Genomic DNA, 21,637 nt, shown 5'->3' on the forward strand with positions numbered 1-21,637 from the left:
TCAGGAACTCTGGTTACAGGGTCTGGGAAGGCCGGCGGCGCGGCAATGGCATGTCCGCTTCCGGGGCCCGGAAACACGTGTCCGTTAACCATGTGTGACGCTCCGCGGTCCAGCCGGGCTCAAGCGCATTGACCGGGCAGCAGCCATAGCCTGGATGTGATTGACCGAGCCCCGGGCCGCGCTTATGAGCTCGGCACGATCCAGGTGCTTCGGTCGATTGCCACCGTGACTGAGCCACGCTGCGGTCCGCGGATCATGCGGCAGCACGCCAGCGACCTGCAGATTCAGGACTCGCCCGACTTCATTGGGCGAGTAGCGGTTGGGCGCCAACGGACCCGGTTCGACCACCAAGAGCCCGATCTCCGGTCCTGCTCCATGCGCGTTGAGCTCATTGACCAGTGTCTTGATATGCGTCTCCGCGACGACGACACCGGCCAAGGTGGGCTCCACGACGGCGAGGACCACATCGGCGCGGCGGGCGAGCGTGATCTGCCGGCCGGTGGTGCCGTTGCGGCCGAGATCGATCAGCACGTCGAAGGCGATGTTGCCGATCGCGGGGCGAACCAGCGACTCAGCGAGGGTGTCCCAGGCGTAGCCGAACCCCGTCGCCTGCTTGGCGTCGGTGAATCCGAGCAGGATAAGACGAAGATGCTGGTCGTCCTCCCCCAAGTTGATCAGCTGGTTGGTGATCGCCTGCCCCAGGTTTCCCTCTCTGGCCGGCACAGCCAGGTTGGCCATTGAGCGATCCGGGCCTATTCGAGTCTGGCCGTGGCCGGCGCGAATGGGTCCGACGTCTGGATCAGCGTCTACCAGCAGCACCCCGAAGCCGGGTGCCAGCGGCCACGCATAAAGCAACGCAAGGGCGGCAACTGTGGCCCCGCGCGAGCCGGGCATGGTCGCCACGGCGATGGTGGTCATGAGCCGGAGCCCCCACCGGATCCGAGCACCAGGGCAAGATGGCCGGTGGCAGCCTGCGCCGCCAAGGTAGCGGCTTGAGCACCGGGTACGGCGACATCAACGACAACGGCGCCCTGGTTGTCGGGCGATCCGACACGGGTGACCGTCGCGCCGATCGTGGTCGGCTGGGCGTTGCTCTGACTCGCCCCAGCCGCGGGGTCCGGGGTGAACACGATGGTGACCTTCTGGCCCGTGGCCAGCTTCTCACCCGGCATCTGCCCCGGCTTCAGGTCCAGGCCGACGGTCTGGGCGTCTGCGGCGACCAACGGAGTGTCGTTCAGATCGGCTGTCACCAGAAGCGTCCCGGGTTCGAGGGCGACGGCGGCACGTCTGCCGACAACGTTCTGCCTGGAACCGGACGAGATCGGCGTGAGCATGGGATCCGTCGATATATCTGCCACCGCCAAGTCGTCGGTGGTGATGACCTGGCCGGCCGCGACCGGCTTCGCAACCGCGAGCACGGCCACGCGATGCCCGGTGGACATGTACAGCGCGGCACCGCCAACAGTGCCTGCAGCCAGCAACGCGAACCCAGCGGCGATGACAGCGGGCCGGCGACGTCGCAGCGGAACGGCACGCGGAACCGCATAGGAGTCAGCAGCAAACGGGCCCGTGGCCGACAGATGGTCGCGGGTGCTTGGTCCAGCCATCGTTAGGTCAGCCTCCTGAGCTTCCGACGACCTGCAGTTCGGCGATGCGAACGGTCGCGGTTGTGGTTGTTGTTGGCGCTGGCGTCACCACTCCGTTGGCCCCGGTGTTGGTGTTCCACGCGATGTGCCACAACGTTTTTGCGGTGATCTTGTACTGGCCATCGGGTTGCCCGCCAGAGGAATTGATGTAGGTGTAGCCGCACGTCGGTGATGGAGTGTTACCGGAACCTGGGGTGTAGTCCGTTCCGTGGTTGGGGCAGACGACGGTATGACCGTCACCCATGTCCCAGGTGACATTGACCCCGTTGGCCACCGCCGTGAGAGTGACGCCTCCGGCGGTGACGGTTACTGGCTTGGGATTCCAGGTCTGGTCGGTGTCGGCAGTTGAAAGCCACACGGGGAGGCCTACAAGGCCGGTGCCGTTAGGTGTCGGCGCCATCGTGATATTGGCGCTTGTCAGGTTGAGCTTCTTCTTGGCCTCGTCGAGCATGGCGGCTAGCGGTGGCGGCGTGGTGATGGATCGTTGCCAGATAGGCGCGTTGGCGAAACCGCCATTGGCAGCTCCGACGTAGCAGTGCCCGTCTAGGACCTGCCCCTGGCCTTCCTTAAACGGGGAGGGAACGATCAACGCGGCCCAGTCCGGCGTCCAGGCTATCCCGCGTTGGCTGTTCCATATGTTGTCCCACAACTTGCTGTTCCAGGCTGGATCCTGGTTTTCGGCGGGAGCTCGGTATCCTGCGACCGGCTGCGGCGTGGCCACAGTCACCCAGCACAAATCTGCTGCGTCCCACCAGCCAAAGGTCGGGTCGTAGCAAGGAATGAAGGTATAGCCGGTCAAGGTGTAGGGCTCGTCGTTGGGGACATTGCCGCAGTCGTTGCTTGACACGCCGGAGCTACCACCGGTTCCCGACCCACCGGGCGTGCCAACGTAGAGCGTGCAGTACTGGCTGCTCGGGTCAGCCTGATAAGGCTTGGTGCACTGGACGCCGGCATGCGCGGCCGGAGCAACGACAACAGCAGCTCCAAAGGCCAGCGCCACGGCAGTCAGTAGACCGCGAACCCGGGCTAGCACGTATGGTCCGTGTCTATCGAGTAGTCAGTGACAACCCACCCGCCAGTGGATGGCGACTGCGGCTTCACAGCGACTTTGTTCAAGGTGGCGGTCAGCGGATGCGGGACAATCGTCTGACCAGGGGCGAGAGCCGACTTACTCGGGTCCGACTTCAGGAACGGGGTCCAACCCCGGGAGTCGAAGCAATCATGGACGGTCGCCGTCGGCGGGTTCGCGGTGAGGTTTATGGAAGCGATCGTCGGCGAAGACTTGGGGCTGCCTTTGTAAATCAACCCGCCTGTGTTCGCCTGGTTGAGCTCACCGCGGATCTTGTACGCCACAGTGCTGTTGGTGTAGAGCGATATCGAGAAGTCAAGGAAGCCGGAGTCGAGCATCCCGACCCACACGGCGATCATCTTGTTGTAGTCGACAAGGACCTCGGTCCGGTCCGCGGAGTCATTGGCTGATGTTGTGGTCGCAGAAGGGGTGGCGCTGCTGGGAGTGATGCTGCTGGGTACGTCACTGGTAGCGGCGACTGCAACTGGCGCTCCTTTCGATCCCCCACAGGCTGTAGCCATCGTCAGGACCGCCATGAGCGCAGCGACAACGGCCGCTGTTGAACGCCGATTCGAGATCATCGAGGCTCCTCCCGTCAGCCCCGCCCGCTACCGAACGCGGGTGTGACGGGGCAGCCCACTCGGTGTGGCTCCAACTTTTCGCAGATCAAGACCCCGCGTCAAGGCCCTTTCACGGTCAGTTACAGGTTCTTCGGCACATGAGCTTGCACTGGCTAGACACGCCTGGTTGAGCTGGTGATGCGCCGTTGACACCCCGAGCTCACGGCGCCCGGCCAGTGGTTCTCAAGGAGCTGTCACAGATTTGCCCGATCTACCTGCCTAGACTGTATCAGGGCACGGAGACATCGGCAGGAATCAGCGACCAGGCCGGACAGTGCACACCTGGCTCGCAGAATCAGGATTCTGTGACGGCCTGGCTACCGCCGGGCGGTTCCCGCGTCAGGGAGGTGGTGAGCGCTGCAATGGTCGCACCATTAGCCCAGGCCAATGAGCTGGCGTCGCCCGGGTTGCTCATGTTCAGATCCATCAACGTGGCGAAACGGGCATGACCTTCGTCACAGCGAGTTCCTCACTGACGCCCGATCGGAAATTGTCATGGATGTCCCTACGTCGGCACGGCTTGACAACTGTGTGTAGTTGATGCCGCTGAACAGGGTTACCACAGTCTCGAACGCCCCTGTAAGCTCCTCTCCCGTTCGGCGTGGAGCAGCCGCGCGTCTGGTACACCGACGAACAACATGCTGACGCCGGGGGAGGCTCAGGGGGATGGCACGTCCAACGGGTTGGGACATTCTGGGGCTGGATGGGGATCCGACTCCGGGTGTGGTCGAGTCGGTGCAGGCCTTGGCCAAGCAGTTCGGGGACCTCGCGCACGATGTGGAGTCGGCATATCGAGGCCGATACTCCCGATGCTGGCACCTGGCGATACTCCTACGGCCCCATGGGCCGCCGCACGGCCAAACACCGTATCGGTGACTACGGAGGTGCCGTCGAACGAACCCTGTTCAGTTGGGACGGCCCCCGCCTGGTCGAAGAGCACTCGACCGGGGCGAACGGGGCTATTACCACGCTGACCTGGGACTATGATCCGGGCACCTTCCGCCCTGCCGCCCAGCGGCGTCGCGCTCTGGCCGCCGACGCCGACGCCGAACAGGACGCCTACGACGAAGCCTTCCACGCCATCATCACGGACCTCGTCGGCACGCCAGCCGAGTTGGTCACGCCCGACGGGGACATCGCCTGGCACAGCTCGACCACGATCTGGGGACACACCACTGAGTTCAGCGTAGACGCCGGCCTCCACTGCCCCCGTCGCTTCCCCGGTCAGTACCACGACGACGAGACCGGCCTGCACTACAACCTGTACCGCTACTACAACCCCGACACCGCCGCCTACTTGACCCCGGACCCGCTGGGCCTTGACCCCGCGCCCAACGACCACGCCTACGTGCCGAACCCCCTAACCTGGATCGACCCTCTCGGGCTCGCTTGCGGGGAGGATGGTGAAGGCGACGTAGCCGACGGGCCCTCCGAGGACATGACGCAGGTCGGCAGGTGGATGTCACCCGAAGAGCACCAATCGATGATCGATACCGGAAAGGTGCAGGCCGGCAGCGAAGGCACCTCCACCTACGTCGCCAGCCCTGCCGACCCGGCCGCGTACTACCGCCAAGCTGCACCGGGCACCAGATACGTAGAGTTCGATGTGCCCACGTCGTCTCTCAAGCCCGCAGGGGAGCCTGGCTGGGCCCAGATTCCAGGTCCCAAGCACCCGATCTATGCGAAGTTGAACGCGAAGCGAGGCCTGCCGCCACCTGAGATGCCCAGCTTTGAGAATCTGATCTGGGATGGGACAGTGAAAACGTGATCGATCTTCCCGCGCTGCTGAGAGAGTGGCTTGAGGACCACGGAACAGAGATCCGGACGTTAGGCGCCGACGTCGAGATTTTCGAGTCACCGGCTGACCGGCCGAAGAGATCGTTCGGAGTGTCGCTACAGCTGGGAACCCGTGTCACGATGCTGACGGTATGGGATTCCGCCGAAATGAATTGGTCGTCGATGGACCTCACAGCAGACGGCGACCCTGAGGAGACCTACGAGGAAGGCGTGACTCGGGAAAGGCTGAGGGCCGTTGCCGAGTCGCTGGTGGACTGGCTGCAGGAAGGCTGACCAGGTTGCGGCCTGCCCGATCGGTCGACCCCGTATCACTCCGAGTTAGCAGGCTGCGGGTCAGGCCGAGCGCACCGACGCCGAGGTGATACGGGCGGTCAATTCGGCTAGCCCGTCGACATCCAAACCGGGCCAGCCATGGACTACGCGCTGCCATTCGGCTGGGATCGCCGAGCGACCCCAAGCCGCGCCGAGCAGCGCGCCAGCAATGGCCGCGACAGTGTCGGTGTCGTTCCCGGCGTGCACTGCCGCCTCCAAGGCGAGGCGGAAGTGGTCCTGGGGCCGGTCCTTCGGGATCACCGTGTGGTAGATCGCCGACCACGCGGCCTGAAATGCCCGGACCACGTAGCCGTTGGGCTGGAATGCGTGCGGCGGCTTCGCCTGGGCCTCGTCCAGCCACGCGGTCCACTGGTCCCGGCGCTCCGGGGGCAGCATTTGCACCGCGTTGCGGACGCCGTAGAACCGCCACATCCCTGGCGTGTGGTGGCGGACTGCTTCACGCACGCCTTCGCTCCACAGCACGCAGGCGTCTCCGGCAAGCGCGTCAAAATGCGTCAGACCACTGATCCCACGGGCGGCGTCCCGGCATCGGAATCTGCCGTCGGCACCGTCGAGAAACGCCAGTCCCACTACTCCAGTGCGCATCAGCGAACCGTTGCCGGCCGAGCGCCCGGTACGCTCATGGATAGCCGCCGAGGCTGCCCGAACTGCCGTCAGCGGATCGCCTCCGGCCGCGCTTGCCTGGGACAGCACCTGCCGCGTCTGCGCGCCGACATCGCTGGCACCGCCGGCCAGCCAGCCGATGAACCCTTCGGCAATCGCCCGTTGCGCCGGGTCCTCGTCCAACGCCAGTCCCGAGGCCGCGACCTTGGCGATCACCACTTGCATCTGCGTGTCGTCCGAGTATTCGCCCGGCTCGTACGGGCCCAGACCGCCGCCGCGCATCACCGGTCGCTCGGCCTCACCGAGCCGCCCGAACTCGTAGGGCACTCCCAGCGCGTCACCGCAGGCCGCCCCGATCAGGGCTCCCGCCGCTCGATCCGCGCGCACCGCTGCTCGCCGCGCCACCTCGGCTGGAGCCGGCGCGGGCGTAGACGGCCCTGGCGACTGCAGCTGGAACTGGGCGTTCATCCCGGGTGCGAACTCGTCGTCTCGGATCCGCCGCGTCCGCTGCTCCGGCGAGACGTCGCCAGCTTCCTCGGCGTTCTTCGTCAGCTCGTCGATCAATCGCTGGTCTTCCGGGGAGGGGACATATTCTGTCACGACGTCTCCTTGAGCTGAATGTGCCAAGTCCCCGAGGCATCCTGGGCCCTGCTGACAACTTCGAACTTCGTGCCAGCCTTGAAAAGGATCTCACCCTCGCCGGGAACGTGCGAGATCGGCTTGATGTCGCGTCCCGTCAAGGACTCGACTTCCAGCTGCACCTTGCCCGAGAAACCGTGCCCGACGCCGGTGCTCATGAAAGCGTTCTCGGTGATGACCTGGCCCGGTTCGTACTTCGCGGCGATCGTCGCCGCCTCGGCATCATCGAAGACCCTTATACCGCGGAACACAGAGCCCTCGTAGGGCGGGAGTTGATCTAGCCCCGCGTTGATCACCTCCACGTGATTCGCCCAGGGAGCCGTCCGCGCTGGGTCTTCGCTCCGGAGCGCGTCGTTCATCGCGCGGTAGAACGCGTTGCCGGTGTATCCCTTGACTGCGGTAAGCAGTTCCGGATCGGCGTGCGCGAAGTCCGGGTTGAGGCTGATGAAGTCCTGGACCGACTTCAGGTCGGCGTCGTAGGCGTAGTACGAATCCGCGAAGGCCTTCAAGGCGGCCGGGTCGACCTGGTTCGGCCCTCCAGGCCCGGACGCCAGGCCAGCAGTCGCGGGATCGTGGTCGAGATCGGTAAGGACTTGGTCGACCTCCGGGCCGAAGAGGTCTGCCGTGTCCCCCGCCGCGCCATCCAACCCCAGCTCTCCCAGGGCACCCCGCAGCGCGCCAAGACCGCGCCCAAGTGCCGTGAAACCGACCTCTCCTCCTGCGCCGAGGGCCAGGTCACCCGTGAGCTTGTCAGGGTTGACGAGGTGACCCGGGTTGAACATGAGGTCGAAGGCGGCCGCGTTCTTCGCGCCGCTAAAGGCGACCTTGCCCACCGACTCCAGAGCCTTCAGAATGCGGCCCAGACCAGCGATCTCAGCGCACAGGTCCTCGATCATCTTGCCAGCGCGTACCACCATCGCCTCAAGCTCGGCGAATACCTCGACGATTTGCCGGGCCCGGGTCCCGGAGGCCAGCGCTGCGGCGGCATCCGACAGCGGGCCGGTCAGCAACGACAGCGCCAGCCCCGCGACCTCGAACTCGGCGATCTGAGCCGCCAGCACGCCGACCTGCGATATCAAATCGTGCGCCTGATCAGCGAGCTTGACCAGCCCGTCATGCCCCTTATACAGCGCGCCCTCGACCTGCGAGGCAACAGACTGGACTTGGCCCGCACGATCGCCGAAGGCGATATCTACCTGGCCTTTCAGCGTCATGTCTGCCGTGCTTTGGTTCGCCGCGAACCCCGCAGCGCCAATCGCGTCCGCGAGGTTCTTCCACACCGCGGCAACCCGCCGGATCCCATCCGGATCGACCGCAGGGTCGGTGATCCCCAAGAACTGCAGGATGTCAGCTGTGCTGTGGCCGATCGCGTTGTTCAACGCGTCGATCAGATGCAGCGGGTTCAGATCGTCGAGAACGCCACCGACGTCGTCGAGAAGCCCCATCGCGCTAGTCCGCCAGCGCCCGGCCGCCAACGGAATGCACCGTCGGGGCATCGCCGGCCAACGCAGTGTCCAGATCGGCGAACGCCTGCGCGAGTGCCGACAGGATGTCGGATTCCGAGCCCCATTCGGCCCGCAGTGCCGCAGACGCAGCCGCCAGATCGTCCATGGCCTTGCCGACTTGGCCCTGCGCATGCATCAACGAGCCCAGCGCGCCCAGGGCGTTCAGCTGGCCACGTGCGAGTTTGAAGGCCGTCTCAGGCTTCTCCATCGGACTTGCCGCACTCCCCAGCAATGCCGACGCTCTCTGCAACGATGCCGACTCGACCTGCAGGTCAGCCACAATCCCCCCGTAGCTCGGTATCACGGACACTGCCAGTAGCCGCGCGTAGCTAGGCCGTTATCCTGCCAGGACCAGCAGCACGTCGACAAGGAGGCGAGAACCACAAGCCCGCGGGGAGTACTCGGAGACAGATAAGAACCTTGATGCTGATGGCCCTCTATCACCTGGTCAGTGGGTAGCATCAGGATCCCGATAAGGACCGCCGCCAGTTTCATAGCCCCCTGCGACGCTGCCGGAAGTTCTCATCTGACGGTAACCCGATGCAGCTCGGGTGCCGATCACGCAGGGTAGTCGCTTGCGTCGTCCGTTGACATCAAACCGCCACAGTTCATATCGTCAAACGGCGTCGTCTCGGACGCAAGGTGTCATAGCTCAGGGGGGATCCATGACATCACCAACCGAGCTCCAGCTCGACTTCAACGGCCTATCGACCTTCGCAGACCAAGCAGACCGAATCCGGGGGCAGTGGGATGGATCAGCACTAACGCTCGATCCCCCGATCGGCCTCGGCGATGAGGGTCAGCTGACGGATCTGATGGCCGAATTCACTGCGGCCTGGACGAAGGCCGCAACCTCAATCGACTCCTTCATCTCGGTGCTGTCAAGCATGTGTCGCGATTCAGTCGCACGCTTCCAGCAGACCGATGGCACTTTGGCCCGTCAGGCCACTGATCCCGATGGAGATCGCATCAGCGGTCACCACGTGTACGGACTCTGAGGGGCACCACATGAGCCGAGTAGCTCCAGGCGCCGGGAGTTCCGGCCGCCCGACCGAGTGGTGGCCGCTTGGGCTGGACGCCGATCCTGTCCCCCAAGACAGCTCGGGTCTGCAAACTATGGCGTATCGCTACCACTCCTTCGCCAATGACGCCGATCAGTCATGGCGCGGGGCCGTGAGCCTGATCAACGACCCAGCGATCACCACGTGGATGGGTAAATCCGGAGAGGCCTTCCGCGCAGCGGCCGGGCCCTTCCCCGGCATGCTCGACGGTGCCGCGAAGGCATATCGGGAGGTCGGGGACGCATTCGCGACCTTCAGCGGCAAGATTGCCGATATCCAGAGTCAGATCGATCTGCTCGCCACAGCCTCGCTCTACGATGCAGAGGAGATGGAGGTGGACACCGGGTTGTCCCAAGACGCAGTCCGGACCCTGGTGACGATTCCCTACAGGCCCGAGCTTGAGACGCGTCTGGACGACTACGCCGGCAGCAGCACCTTGGGCCACGACGCCTACAAGGCGAACTACGACAAGATCGCGCAGAGCTGGCTGGCGATCGGAAGCCGACGCGGGGACTTGGTAAACCTGCTCAGCGAGCTTCGCGACGCAAAACGTATCTGGATGAACGCCATCGAGAGCGCAACCGACAGCGCACACGGCATCACCGCACAACTCGGTGCCAGCGGCCAAAGCTCCGGCGACTTCAACGAACGGTTCGCGGCCTTCGGGGGCAACGCCGCCGACCTCGTCCTCGCTCCGCAAGCCGTGGTCGACCTCGATGTCGCCGAACTCCCGCTACCCGGAGCCGACCCGAGTGAGATCGCCTCGTGGTGGACGTCGCTATCCCAGGCTGAACGTGACAAGTTGCTGAGTGAGCATCCAGACATCATCGGATCCCTGGACGGCATCCCCTGTGTGGATCGGGACAAGGCGAACCGTGCCCTACTGGACTTCGAAATCACACGCCTGCAAGCCAACGGGTCAGATCCGGCTACGCTTGCTGTACTGGTCCACTTGCGCAATCAGTTGAATGCTACTGGTCAAGCATGGCGGACTGACAATCACACCGCCAAGGGCCAGAATCCCACCTCGTTCACGGCGCCGATGCCACCGCTTCTCCTGTTGCACTTCGATACCGCCGGCAACGGCCATCTGATAATGACCGCAGGCAACCCGGACACCGCCCAGAACGTGGTGACCTACGTGCCCGGTCTGGGCACGACCATGAGCGACCACATGATCGACAACGACATCCCGCACACCGAGAACCTGTACCTGCAAGCGCTGCAAGATCACCCGAGCGCGTCAGTCGCGTCAGTCTTCTGGCTCGGGTACAACGCGCCGGTCATCCCGGGCCTCAGCCCAGGAGCTAGTTCCGACATCACGCACGCGCTCGACGTCGCAGGGGACGGAGACGCTAAGGCAGCCGCGCCCGACCTCACCCGATTCCTGGACGGTCTGCACGTCACCAGCACCGTTAACGGTCCGGTTCACTACACCGCGCTCGGACACAGCTATGGATCCTTGGTGGTGGGTACCGCCGCTGCTCAACCCGGCGGCATCCCGGTCGACGACATCATTTTCGCCGGCAGCCCCGGCGTCGGTGTCGATCATGCCTCGGACCTGCACATTGCGCCCGGCCACGTGTGGGCAGGCGCAGCGGCAAACGACCCGGTGCCAGTACTTTCCGACGTCGTTCAGTCGCAGAGCAACAACTTCGTCTTCGTCGACCCTGGAAAGAGCGTCGATCATTTCATCGAAGACCTGCTGGGAACCAACACGCACGGTGGATGGTTCGGCCAGAACCCGGCTGCCTCACAGTTCGGGGCTAACGTCTTCCACGTGGCGCCCGGCGACACTGGCACCGGCGGCATGGATGCCCACGGCGAGTACTTCGATCCTGTGCAACGTAGCCCTGAAAGCCTCAGCGACGGCTCGAGCTTGTCGAACATGACCAACATCATCGTCGGCGACTACGGAAAGGTCTCTGGCTCGTGACGGCATCATCAGCCCAGGGTGCGTCACGGATCAGCCGCTTCCGGCGACGCAACCTGATCATCCTCGTGATCGTACTCGTCGCGATTGCCGGTGCGCTCATCTTCACCTGGCATAAGGCCACGGCGACGATCAGTCGTAGCCAGGCCCAGCAGGAAGCTGTTCAAGCCGTCAACGATGCCGTCAAGGCCACCGGACGGGTCCCAGACACCTGGGCGACATCCGCCAGCATCGAACCCTGTGACAATGGCGCGGGCGGAGACCACGGCGACTATGCGGGGACCGGGGTCAACATCCACGGCGTATCCACCGGCGATGCCGACCGGATGGCCGACGCGCTGGGGAGCTACCTGAAGAGCAACGGCTACTCGGGCGTCACAGTTCGCAAAGATCCCAATCTAATCGTGGTGCATGGCACGAAGAGCGGCGTTGGAGTCGGCATGCAATTCGACCCCAACGACAATCAGCACCTGGCCATGTTCACCGCCGGAACCGGCTGCAACGTGAAGTCGTAATTCGAAAGGGGTCTTGCACCGTACGGTGACGCTAGCTTATGCCGGACGTGGGTTGCTTCAAAACGCACCTACGATAGTGGCGGCGTACTTCCAGATCTGCCCCCATGGAAAGTACTTCAATCAGGCGAGCACGACGCTGCCGCATCCGACTCATTGGACAACCCGGTGAACATCTTGCTCGGAGGCGGAGCAGTCTATTGATCCGGCTGTCAACACCTCAGGTTGCACGCCTCAGCGGCGTACTGATCCTTGCTGCCGCTACGGCGTGTAGCTGTGGAAAAGCCAGTCATCCAGCTGCCTCGCAGTCGCAGAAGATTCCGGAGTCGTGATCGGCACGCGAAAGAGGATGGTCGAGCTGGCGCACCTGCTGACCCGCGGCCGGGGGAGGGCCAATACCGAGATCACCCCACGTCAAAGATCACGAACCGCTGGTGGGGTCGGCGTTACGGACCTATACTCCTAGCTAGCCGGGCTGTGGTCACTTTTCCGGTCACAGGCGTGCGGGGCGCGGATCATACTGAATCCTTCGCACGGCCCATCGCCCTTCTCTTCTCGGGAAAAGCAGTGGGGGAACACCGAGATCGAGAGGGTTCGAATTGTCCGGGTCATCGGGAGGGCTGCGAATGGCGGCAGGCCTGCTGTCGGTGGGCCTGCTCGCCGGGTGCGGCAGTGCAAAGAGTCACGGTGGCGAACCGTCGGTACCAGTGGCCCCAGTAGCCACGGGAAGTGCGCTCGACTCCACGCTCGGCCCGATCAACCTCACGGGCACCGGAAATGACAGCAATTGGGGCGACCAGGCGTCGGACCAGGTCACAGTGAAGAATTACCTACTCAGTGCCACCGTCCGACTGCAGGCGCCTCGCTCGTCCGGCGACCACCAAGCAGGGTTCGAAATCTCCGACCCCACTACGCAAATCCAATTGGGAACACCTAGGCCGGATGAGTTCAGAATCGCGGTGACCACGGACGGAGCGGTGGATCTATCCTTGATCACGTATACGGACTCTAACTACCCTACGGTCAGCGACATCATGCGGTCGAACATCACCGCCTTCAAGCCCGATACGGACTGTCACCTGCAAGCCGAGGTCGATATGCGTGGCTCCTCGGCCCACTTCACGATCTGGGTGAACGGGGAGAAGCTCATCGACACCGCCACCAGCCACGCACCGTTCGGTGCCAGTAAGATCCTGCTTGCGCTGGACAGCGGGGATCTGAGCCCCATGCCGGGTGGTGCGGCCGTGATGACCGATTACTCCGTCGCTCCCATCACCTCATAGCCAGAACCACCAACCGGGCCGGCCGCGGAAAGTGACGCTCCGCAGCCGGCCCGGATAAGCCAGAAGCGTTATCGGCGTGGCTGGTGCCGACCGTGCCCGGTGCATGCGAACTCCACAGGGGCGTTAGCAACAATGCCGGGGAGTACCGCCCGTAGAGCGGGCCGCCGTAACTGTCGTCCCAGTTTGGGGTAACGCCGTGCCGATTCCCACTCGGGTCCGCGTACTCGAAGTTGTCCGAATACCCGCTAAGGGCCACGGCTCCGCCTGAGGCCAGTTCAGCTCCAGTCGCCGCGCCTCCGGCGTAGTCGCCGACGCCCAGCGAAGTGCTGATACGCACACCGCCGCGGTAGACAACCCAGTTGCCGTTGCCCACCCAGTAGAGGCTGACGTTCGTGTTGTCGGCGGTGCCTCCGGAGATGATGTGTTCGTGGTAGTTGGCTGACTGTCGGCCCAGAACCAGTACCAACCGGTGGCGTTGGCGTCATACAAGTGGCCGGCGACAACACCCTCCTCGACCCAGTAGGCGCCCCAGCCGACGACGTTGTTCTGGGTCGACATTCACATCTCGTAAGTGAGAGTGTCCGTGTTCACGTTGCTGATCTTGATACACGGGACACGGAGGTCTGTTCCTACCGCGTTTGTCCAGATGGGCGGGGCGCCATAGGAGTTGCCGGAGCCGTAGGTGGTGCGTATGGAGCAGTGGCCATTGCCCGGGTTCCCTCCAAGACATGGAGTCTGTGCCGCGTGCGCCAGACTGGCCGTGGTCGACATCGTGCCCGCTAGCGCGGCCGTCCCGGCCAATGCGGCAACGAGCCTGCTTCGCCGAGTAGTGGCGGTCCACTTTCGCCTCGTGCCGTATCCCCCTCCGATTCGGAACATGTAGATGCGACCGAACGGAGGAGTGTTCATCGCAACGCGCAGCCCCCCGGTCATCGCATGCTCCCTGACCAGCACGATAGGCCGGTTCCCTGAGGCATAAAATGAATCAGAGCTCTTAGTCATGGGCTATTCGTCGCGGGCCGCCCCGCCGGCTTATGCATCGTCAGGACATCGGTACCTGGACCGTGCGCAAAGCGCCGTCACCGAGGTGGAGCAACGCCCGGCCAGGCTGGATCTGAGCGCCGATGGCACCTCGCGGTACTCGTGCTCCTATCAGGTTCCCGTCGGTGGGACCTTGCGGCGAAAGCAGTGCGCCTCGCCGCGCCTTGCGTAGTTCGGTGTGCCAACCGCTGAATCCGACACCGAGCTCCTCGGCGTCGCCGGCGACGACCAGGGCGCGGCTGGCCTCCGCGACGTTGGCAATGATGTCGCTGAACACCCGTCCCGCAGAGGCATCCTTCAGCACTTCGCCATCGTCGACGAGTACCACGATTGGCCCTGGTGCTTCCCCCACCACCTTTTCCAGATCCTCGGCGCTCAGGTCGGGTTCCTCGAGCACCGCCAGGACACCCGGCTGACCACGCATGTCCCGCAACGGGGACTTCCGGGGCGCGACGAGCACGGTTGACGCACCCTGGGCGATGAGCGAGCGCGCCATTGAGACCAGTGTGGTGCTGCGGCCAGATTTGGGCGGGCCGGCGATGGTGAAAGACGGGACACCATCGAAGAGATCAGGGCCGGCGGCCACCAGTTCGTCACCACCGACGCCGACCAGGGCGAAACCTGGGCGGGCAGTCGAGCTCTCGTCCCGCAGCTCCCAGGCCTCGGCCAGGGAGATCCGGTTCGGCAGCACGTCGACCCGGAACGGGCGGCGCGAGCGCGGGATCTGCGCGTCGCGGGCCTTGGCCTGCTCGGCGATCGCTGCTAGTTCGGCGGCCTGTGCCTGACCTGACGGGTCCTGCGTGAGCAAGGCGACCTGGGTCTCCAGGCCCGATTCGGCCCGGAACGCACGGCCGGGTGCCATCTCGTCTGGAAGCTTGCGCGGCCGCAAATTGATCAGGCTGAAGTCCTGCTTGTCCGGGAGCCGAAAGGACAACTTGTCCTCGGTCAAAGACGAGATACGTCCGCCGAGCACTTGGCGGTCGCCGGTGATGACCATGTGCACGCCGACCCCCTGGCCCTCGCGCATGATCCGCTGGATCTCATCAGTCAGCGTGCCGCCGTCGATCTCGCCCAGCGAACCCAGGAAGCCGTCCCAACGGTCCAACAACACGATGATGTGCGGCATCCGCTCCTCTGGCAGCACCGACGAACGCTGCTCCACGATGCCGGAGAATCCTTGCCCTGCAAATCGCTCCTGGCGGTTGGCGATCTCCTGGTTCAACCGGGAGATCAACCGCGTCGCCCGCTCGGACTGCTGACGCTGCACCACCGCACCACAGTGCGGCAACGCCGTCAGCGGCAGCAGCGCACCGGAACCACAGTCGATCCCGTAGATGTGCACATCAGCGGTCGACTGCGTCAACGCGATCGCACCGGCCATCGTCCGCAGCACCTGCGAGCGCCCCGACCGAGGCGCACCGGCGATGAGCATGTGCCCCAGCGAACCGAAGTCCAGCACCGCCGCCCGCCGCGCCTGCAACGACGGCAAGTCATCGATACCCCACGGCACCGGCGCCAAGTCGTGACCGCCATGGCGACGCACCGGCGGCACATCCGAAAGCAACACCGAGTCCTGCAACGCCGGCAACCACGGCGAGTGCTGCGGCGGAATCTGCATCGCCGTGTTCGCCTCGCGAATCGCGTCGACCAACACCTTCAAGTCCGTGACCTCAGCGTCGTCCTCGACCTTCGGAGGCTCAGGCTCGCGCGGAGGCTGGACAGCCAGTGCAGACCACGACAGATGGGTTCCCCAAGGAGCGGGCACCTTCGTGACGGCCGCGCCGGGGCGGCGGCCACCGACACGACCAGACTGGAACGGCACCAGCGAGTTGGCACCCAGCCGCACATAGGCACGACCAGGCGTCGACTTGGAGATGAACCCGGCCGAGGGGTCGTCGATGACGTCCGTCGACTCGGCCCCATCGGTCACCCGCAGCGCGATCCGAAGGTTGGTGTTGGCCCGGATCTCCGGCGACACCACACCCGACGGACGCTGCGTGGCCAGCAGCAAGTGAATACCCAGAGACCGACCACGCTGAGCAATGTTCACCAGACCCGTGACGAAGTCCGGCAACTCCCGCACCATCGACGCGAACTCGTCGATCACGATCAGCAACCGCGGCATCGGATCCAGCTGGTTGCGCCCCTCGATCGACGCAGCCTTCTTCCGGATGTCCCCGTAAGCCTCAATATCCTTAGCATCAGCCTCGGCCAGGATGTGCTCCCGGCGCTTCAGCTCCGCGCCCAACGACTCCAGCGCCCGCTCCACCAGGTGGTTGTCCAGGTCCGTGACCATACCCACCGTGTGCGGCAACTGCACACAGTCCTTGAACGCCGAACCGCCCTTGTAGTCCACCAACACGAACGTCATCGCCGTCGGCTTGTTCGCCACCGCCAACGACGCCACGATCGACTGCAACAACTCAGACTTACCGGCACCAGTAGTACCGGCGATCAGACCATGCGGACCATCCCGACGGATGTCGATCCCGAACGGCCCGTCGAACGACTCGCCCAACATCGCCATCGTCGTCTCACCGCCCATCGTCCACCGGGCAGCGATCGCCTGACTGGTCGGCGGCTCCAAGCCCAACACGTCCAGCAGACGGCTCGATGTCGGAATTCCGGTCTCATCCTTGGACTCGGCGACCACACGGACGGCTGACAAACCGCGCGCCAAACGTTGGCACCACACCGGCGACACCGCATCCGGCCGTACACCGAGCAGAACCTCCTCGCCGACCTGCTGGACCCGCAGACCGTCCGGGCCCACGACGGCAACTGCCTGGCACTCGCCAGGCAAGAACCGCTGCTCGGCGTCAAGACATATGGCGTAGACACCGACCGCAGGTCCTTGCACCAGGATCTGGACCATTCCCGGCATGGCGCGCAGCCGCCGCGAGCCATCGAGGACCACGATGATGTCGGGTTCCTCGAACCGCGCATCCCGGCGTTGGTCGGAGGCCACGGCCTTCGTCCGGGCGGTGACTACGGCGTTGAGCTCCGCGATGCGCTGCGCAACGGTCGTGGCGTCGACACCTACCAAAGCACTGGCTTGAGTGCCTTCTCCGGCGCGAACGTGCGGCAGCCAACGCAGCCAGTCCCACGCCGGCTGTGCTTCACGATCGGTCAGCAGATATATCTGGACGTCCGTGGGGCTGGTCAAGGTCGCTGTCTGGGCAAGCAGCCACCGCGCGATCGCCCGAGGGGTGTCCCCAGCCCCGGCAAGCCCGATCACACCACGCTCACGCAGCGGGACCGTCACGGGCGCGTCGGGTAGGGCCCACGCCACCTGGCGCCGGTGCTCGTCTTGCTCGGGGTCGTCCAGAACGACCTCGCTGGGCTGGTCCAGGGTGCCGACCCGCAGCAGCAAGTGGTCCTCGTCCTCGCGGCGCCGCTCCCACAACCGCATCCGCGGGCCGGTAGCGATGTCCAGAATCATCGCCGCGTCCGGGCAAGCATGCAGCCGGGCCCGCCGCTCCGCAGTCAGAGCGCTCCGGGCTTCCTGCTCGATCCGGGCCTTCTTCTCCTCGTACTCGGCGGCTTGCTGGGCGAAGGTCTTCTTGCCGGACTTCTTGTCCTGCCAGAAGTTGCCCATCATCATCACGGGCGACATCGCCGCCATCATCAGATACTCCGGCCGCTTCAGCATGACCGCCATGACCACCGACATCAGCAGCGGAGCGACCAGCATCACGATCGGGAACGGCCGCTTGTGCTCCTCGCTGACCGGCGCCGGAAGCCGGAAGCGGGTCTGCCGCTCCGGCGGCAGCAACCGCGGCGGCCGGTTGAACTCAAGCGCGGTGCCGTCCTCCGCCACGATCAACGCCGCATCCGGCGGCGTGTACGGCCCCAGTTCGAGCAGCGTCGACCCGACAGCGACCTGCGACCCCACAGGCCACACGGCCTGTGTCTGCAACGGCACCTGATCCAGGGCGGCCGTGGTTCCCTCGAACGGAGCGAGGCGCACCACGCCGTTGACGTCGAGGCTGACCCGAAGCGCACAGTCCGGGACCGCTGGATCATCCAGGCGAATCTGCATCCCTGATGCTCGGCCCGCATCGACACTGCCGGGGACCAGGCGATGAACCGGACCCGCCGCGGGCCCGCCCACCACGCGTATCTCGAAGGCCCCGCTCGGCTCGTACGGCAAACCTCCGGACGGGTCGCGGAGCGAGACCACCGCCCCTTCCAGGAGTGGTGACGAGGCGAGCGTGTGGTGCGTACCGACCAACTCTCCGCCGACGAACAAGGCCGGCGCATCCGGTCCAGGACTGCCGATCAATCTCCCCAGGAGCGTGGCAATCTGGGCTATAGGAGTCTGGTCATCAGCGGACAGCACGACGTCTGCCTTCGCTGCCTGGAGCGGATCGACGATCGTCAAGGTCATGCGCATATGGCGCCACCAAACAGCTCAGTCACTGGGTCGAGGCCTCATGGGAGTCGTCCACCGCGTCTGCGTACGCTAGATACCCCAGCGCCGCATGCACTTGCCGCACAGACCGCAGCGGACAGGCATCCGATGGATTCGCCGAGCTACGCACCCGCGCGATTAAAACTGAGTCCACCGACTCTCCCCCCTTGTCGGATACGGCGAACTCAGCCCCGCAGATCACGGCCCACCGCGCGTCGATTATCGACTTCGTCGACATCGGGAGTCAAAGCTCTGATCACTCTCGGAACTTCCCCGATCTATGAAGTTCACCCCTGTAAGGGCCTAGCTTGTCAAGCTCCTGTCACCTGTACGGGGTCCATGTCGACTCGATGGGGCCGTATTGCTGGACTTCGTCGTGAAATCGAGCGTGGATGCTCGTGCGCAGCCTGGTCCACTGACCTGCACCCCCACGAGCCAAATCGCGCGATCAGCTATCCGTCGTCCTGATAGCGACCTCAGTCCTTTTCCACGACAGTGCGATCGCTAGGACGGTTCGCCCGCTCGTCCTGCAGGACGGACCACACCGCGCTCGCCTTACCGTTGCCGACACCCATTCGAGCGCGCAAAGCGTCCCGAGAGGGCGTGACACCGTCCGCGACGAGGGCTGCCAGCGCCACCCGCCCCCGAACGACCAGGTCCTGGTCCGGACCGGGACGCAGCGTCACAGGTGGCAGGACGTCCCGCTCCGGGCGAGGACGACGGCCGGGCTTGGCCTTCGGAGCGTGAGAGGCCGTCGTCGGCCGGAGGGTACGGTCGTCCTGCTCGCTCAGGCCGTCCTGGTACGGATCGTTTGTCAGAACGTGGCCATCAGCCGGGACTGGGTCCTGTACCCGGACCGGTCCGAACTGCCGCAGGCAGGCGACAAGCAGGTGCGAGCCGAAGCCGATTGCCGCGACGGGCAGCGACGCGATGGTAAAGACGAGCACCGGGTGCAGCGGCTGGCGGACCAGGCCGCCTGGCTGGATAACACCCTGGCCATGCAGGAAGTTCAGGAGCAGTGAGGCGCCGGTCGTCACGCCGGCGACGGTCAACGCATAGCGGCGGGCCGGCGCTTCATGGCGGAGCCAGATCGCCGACGCGACTGCCACTGCGATTAGGCCATCGACGGCCAGCGGATCGCGGGCTGCGGCGGACTGGCTCTGATGGATTGAGAGGAAGGCGTCACGCAGCGGGCCGTAGGAGCCGAGGAAGCCGACCACGACGATTCCGGCAACCGCCGCGCTGAGGACGGCGACTGCGACGTAGCGACTAACCGGGACGGCAACGTGTCCGTCCCGGTCCGGGACGCAACTCATCGGCTTGGTTCCTTTCCATTGCTGCATTGTCCCGGTCCGGTTGGTGGGACGGTCACGATCACCAGGACGACCGTCTCGGGGTCGTCCTGCTGGTCCCGGGTGACAGCCGGTCCGCTGCCGCGGACCGGCAGACGTTCAGCGGCGGGGAGTACGGCGATGGATGTATGCGGTAAGGGCCGCTGCCGTGGCGGGAATGCGCTCGGGCGCAACGCCAGCTTCGGCGAGGGCGGTCTCAAGCGCAGAGATGGCTGCACTCAGCGCGGCCAGGTTCTCAAGCGAAGTAGACGCGGCGACGGAGCTGGCAGCGTCGAGCACTGCGGTAGCGGCCGATAGCACCCACTCGTCAGAGACCAGGTGGGCAATAGGTTCCGGTGCGGCAACCAGCGAGCTATCTTCCCCGCCGCCGTCCAGCACGGCTGGCGTTAGGGTGCCCGCGGCCGGTTTAGGGAGAAGACGGGAGGTTGCCGCAGGCGCGCCGCCGTACATCCGGAGGGCGGCGCTGAAGAGGCTGAGCGCACGCCGCAGACGCAACGTCTGGTGGTGGCGCGCCGACTCGGACAGGCCGAGCCAACAACCATCCGCCGCCCTGCGTGCGAGATCGTCCACGTACAGCGTGAGGGCGCTAATTTCGCGAAGCTGGGATTCGGAACCCAGCTCGGAAAGAGCCATGTCACAGGCTGTGTAGTAGCTAGTCGCAACCCGGTCGGTGCGGGCGCGCTGCTGCCACCAGGCGAGTAGATCGGCGGCAGTACCGCCGGTCGGTGGTGGGGCATAAGAGGTCATTGTTTCCAGGTCCTTGTTGTATAGGGCCGGGCGGCTGCAGGAGCCGTAGCACCCGCCCGGCGGTCTGTGAGGGGTGGCGTCAGGCGAGTCAGTCGGCGAGTTCGACGTCGTCGCCGAGTAGCACACAGAAGGCTGCGATGAGTTCAGCCGGTGTGTCGTCGGTGAAGGTGGCCCGCCAAAAATGTCCGCTGTCACCGTCGGCGGGCCAGTAGTCGACGAGCCAGAGGGGTTGGCGTGGGACGGTGGGTGCGCGTTCGGGGCGGAACTGGACCTTGAGGCGGTGATCAGCCGACTGGATAGTCACGTTGCTGCCGTAGGCGTCGCAGGACCATCCGTCGCCGGCCAGCAGGTCCAGGACCATGCCGGGCTCGCCTGCTCCACTGGCGCATGTGGGGACGGTCGTCATGACGACGCCCCCGCCGCAGGGTGGTGTCGGGCTCTCGGAGCCTTGGACGTGGTGGTTGGCATGGGGATTCCTCCGGAAAGTAGGTGCTGACGGGGATCGGGGAGAGCGCGAGACCAGGGCAGGTGCCGGGTGGGCGAAGGCCCGGCACCCGTTGTTGCCTCAAGCGGCGGCTTCGCCATGGCTGCCGAGGTCGCCGTAATCCAGGCCAATGGTGTGGGCGGCGATCTGGAAGCCGACCAAGGCCGCGTCCAGCGCGGACCGGGAGGCGTTCAGTTCATCGGCCGCCGTGGCGACGTTGTTCATCTCGCCGTACAGATTGGCCGGGTCGTCCGGGGATCCGTAGTCGGTCAGGAACCGGCGCGCAGTGTCGATCGCCGCCGAGGCGAACATCAGGAACCGGTCGTAGGCGGCCTCTGCCTCGTCGGCCCAGCCGATCGCGTCGACGATCTCTCCGGCCATCAGGCGGAACGGGTCGCAGGGGTCGCCGCCATCGGCGAACACAGACAGGGACTCGAAGTCCATCCCGGTGATCCCCTCGGCACGGTCGCGGGCGAAGGTCCTGGCGTTGGTTGGGTCGATCACGGACTCGGACATGGTGGCTCCTCTTTGATGGGGTTGCGCGGTGGCGGGCGGCCTGTTTTGGGCGTGGCTCCGCCCCAGAAGGCTTGGAATCGGG

General features: G+C 65.1%; 19 protein-coding genes. 7 read left to right on the plus strand and 12 right to left on the minus strand.

Annotated features, from left to right (window positions below; genetic code table 11):
* Positions 1-84: 84 nt before the first annotated feature.
* From KGQ19_RS00690 to KGQ19_RS00705, 4 genes are all read right to left on the minus strand, one after another.
* Positions 85-918 (minus strand): hypothetical protein, encoded by an 834-nt coding sequence (locus tag KGQ19_RS00690; RefSeq protein WP_212007042.1) that lies wholly within the window; start codon positions 916-918, stop codon positions 85-87.
* Complete coding sequence (locus KGQ19_RS00695; RefSeq protein WP_212007043.1) at positions 915-1,442, minus strand: SAF domain-containing protein; 528 nt, start codon at positions 1,440-1,442, stop codon at positions 915-917. The genes KGQ19_RS00690 and KGQ19_RS00695 overlap by 4 nt, the downstream gene beginning before the upstream one ends.
* 172 nt (positions 1,443-1,614) lie before the next feature.
* Entirely contained in the window at positions 1,615-2,646 is a 1,032-nt protein-coding gene (locus KGQ19_RS00700) for a hypothetical protein (RefSeq protein WP_212007044.1), read from the minus strand.
* 26 nt (positions 2,647-2,672) lie between these two features.
* Positions 2,673-3,296 carry a hypothetical protein gene (locus KGQ19_RS00705; protein ID WP_212007045.1) on the minus strand — a complete coding sequence of 208 codons (624 nt, stop codon included), beginning with the start codon at positions 3,294-3,296 and terminating at the stop codon, positions 2,673-2,675.
* Between the two features lie 880 nt (positions 3,297-4,176).
* On the opposite strand from KGQ19_RS00705, the gene KGQ19_RS00710 reads away from it, so the two are divergent.
* Together KGQ19_RS00710 and KGQ19_RS00715 are read left to right on the plus strand one after the other, a co-directional pair.
* Positions 4,177-5,103 carry an RHS repeat-associated core domain-containing protein gene (locus KGQ19_RS00710; protein WP_230418001.1) on the plus strand — a complete coding sequence of 309 codons (927 nt, stop codon included), beginning with the start codon at positions 4,177-4,179 and terminating at the stop codon, positions 5,101-5,103.
* The gene (locus KGQ19_RS00715; protein WP_212007047.1) at positions 5,100-5,405 is read left to right on the plus strand and encodes an immunity protein TriTu family protein; all 306 of its coding nucleotides are present in this window, start codon (positions 5,100-5,102) and stop codon (positions 5,403-5,405) included. The genes KGQ19_RS00710 and KGQ19_RS00715 overlap by 4 nt, the downstream gene beginning before the upstream one ends.
* 60 nt (positions 5,406-5,465) lie before the next feature.
* On the opposite strand, the gene KGQ19_RS00720 is transcribed toward KGQ19_RS00715, so the two are convergent.
* The 3 genes from KGQ19_RS00720 to KGQ19_RS00730 are packed head-to-tail and all read right to left on the minus strand — an operon-like array spanning position 5,466 to position 8,420.
* On the minus strand, positions 5,466-6,632 hold the full coding sequence (locus tag KGQ19_RS00720; protein WP_212007048.1) for an ADP-ribosylglycohydrolase family protein: 1,167 nt from the start codon (positions 6,630-6,632) through the stop codon (positions 5,466-5,468).
* Positions 6,633-6,664: 32 nt separating this feature from the next.
* Entirely contained in the window at positions 6,665-8,152 is a 1,488-nt protein-coding gene (locus KGQ19_RS00725; RefSeq protein WP_212007049.1) for an ADP-ribosyltransferase domain-containing protein, read from the minus strand.
* A 4-nt stretch (positions 8,153-8,156) separates the two neighbouring features.
* On the minus strand, positions 8,157-8,420 hold the full coding sequence (locus KGQ19_RS00730; RefSeq protein ID WP_212007050.1) for a hypothetical protein: 264 nt from the start codon (positions 8,418-8,420) through the stop codon (positions 8,157-8,159).
* A gap of 457 nt (positions 8,421-8,877) precedes the next feature.
* On the opposite strand from KGQ19_RS00730, the gene KGQ19_RS00735 reads away from it, so the two are divergent.
* The 4 genes from KGQ19_RS00735 (at position 8,878) to KGQ19_RS00750 (ending at position 13,001) form a co-directional block, all read left to right on the plus strand.
* Positions 8,878-9,210, plus strand: a complete 333-nt coding sequence (locus KGQ19_RS00735) for a hypothetical protein (protein ID WP_212007051.1) — start codon at positions 8,878-8,880, stop codon at positions 9,208-9,210.
* Positions 9,211-9,385: 175 nt separating this feature from the next.
* Positions 9,386-11,209: an alpha/beta hydrolase gene (locus KGQ19_RS00740; protein WP_212007052.1), complete on the plus strand. Its 1,824-nt coding sequence runs from the start codon at positions 9,386-9,388 to the stop codon at positions 11,207-11,209.
* Positions 11,206-11,721, plus strand: coding sequence for a hypothetical protein (locus KGQ19_RS00745; protein ID WP_212007053.1), 516 nt, complete (start codon positions 11,206-11,208; stop codon positions 11,719-11,721). The genes KGQ19_RS00740 and KGQ19_RS00745 overlap by 4 nt, the downstream gene beginning before the upstream one ends.
* Before the next feature lie 623 nt (positions 11,722-12,344).
* A complete protein-coding gene (locus KGQ19_RS00750; RefSeq protein WP_212007054.1) occupies positions 12,345-13,001 on the plus strand; it encodes a hypothetical protein in 657 nt (218 codons plus the stop codon).
* Between the two features lie 1,042 nt (positions 13,002-14,043).
* On the opposite strand, the gene KGQ19_RS00755 is transcribed toward KGQ19_RS00750, so the two are convergent.
* On the minus strand, positions 14,044-17,415 hold the full coding sequence (locus tag KGQ19_RS00755) for an FtsK/SpoIIIE domain-containing protein (protein ID WP_230418002.1): 3,372 nt from the start codon (positions 17,413-17,415) through the stop codon (positions 14,044-14,046).
* 286 nt (positions 17,416-17,701) lie between these two features.
* Between KGQ19_RS00755 and KGQ19_RS49145 the strand changes: the two genes are divergently transcribed.
* A complete protein-coding gene (locus tag KGQ19_RS49145) occupies positions 17,702-17,971 on the plus strand; it encodes a hypothetical protein (protein ID WP_230418003.1) in 270 nt (89 codons plus the stop codon).
* 961 nt (positions 17,972-18,932) lie between these two features.
* Here KGQ19_RS49145 and KGQ19_RS00760 read toward each other — a convergent pair.
* The 4 genes from KGQ19_RS00760 to KGQ19_RS00775 form a co-directional block, all read right to left on the minus strand.
* Positions 18,933-19,772, minus strand: a complete 840-nt coding sequence (locus KGQ19_RS00760) for a DUF2637 domain-containing protein (RefSeq protein WP_212007055.1) — start codon at positions 19,770-19,772, stop codon at positions 18,933-18,935.
* A gap of 135 nt (positions 19,773-19,907) precedes the next feature.
* A complete protein-coding gene (locus tag KGQ19_RS00765; RefSeq protein WP_212007056.1) occupies positions 19,908-20,555 on the minus strand; it encodes a hypothetical protein in 648 nt (215 codons plus the stop codon).
* Positions 20,556-20,643: 88 nt separating this feature from the next.
* Positions 20,644-20,961, minus strand: coding sequence for an SPDY domain-containing protein (locus KGQ19_RS00770; RefSeq protein WP_212007057.1), 318 nt, complete (start codon positions 20,959-20,961; stop codon positions 20,644-20,646).
* A gap of 159 nt (positions 20,962-21,120) precedes the next feature.
* Positions 21,121-21,555 (minus strand): hypothetical protein, encoded by a 435-nt coding sequence (locus KGQ19_RS00775; protein WP_212007058.1) that lies wholly within the window; start codon positions 21,553-21,555, stop codon positions 21,121-21,123.
* Positions 21,556-21,637 lie beyond the last annotated feature (82 nt).

It is taken from the genome of Catenulispora pinistramenti, assembly GCF_018274385.1.
In the GTDB taxonomy this organism is placed as follows: domain Bacteria; phylum Actinomycetota; class Actinomycetes; order Streptomycetales; family Catenulisporaceae; genus Catenulispora; species Catenulispora pinistramenti.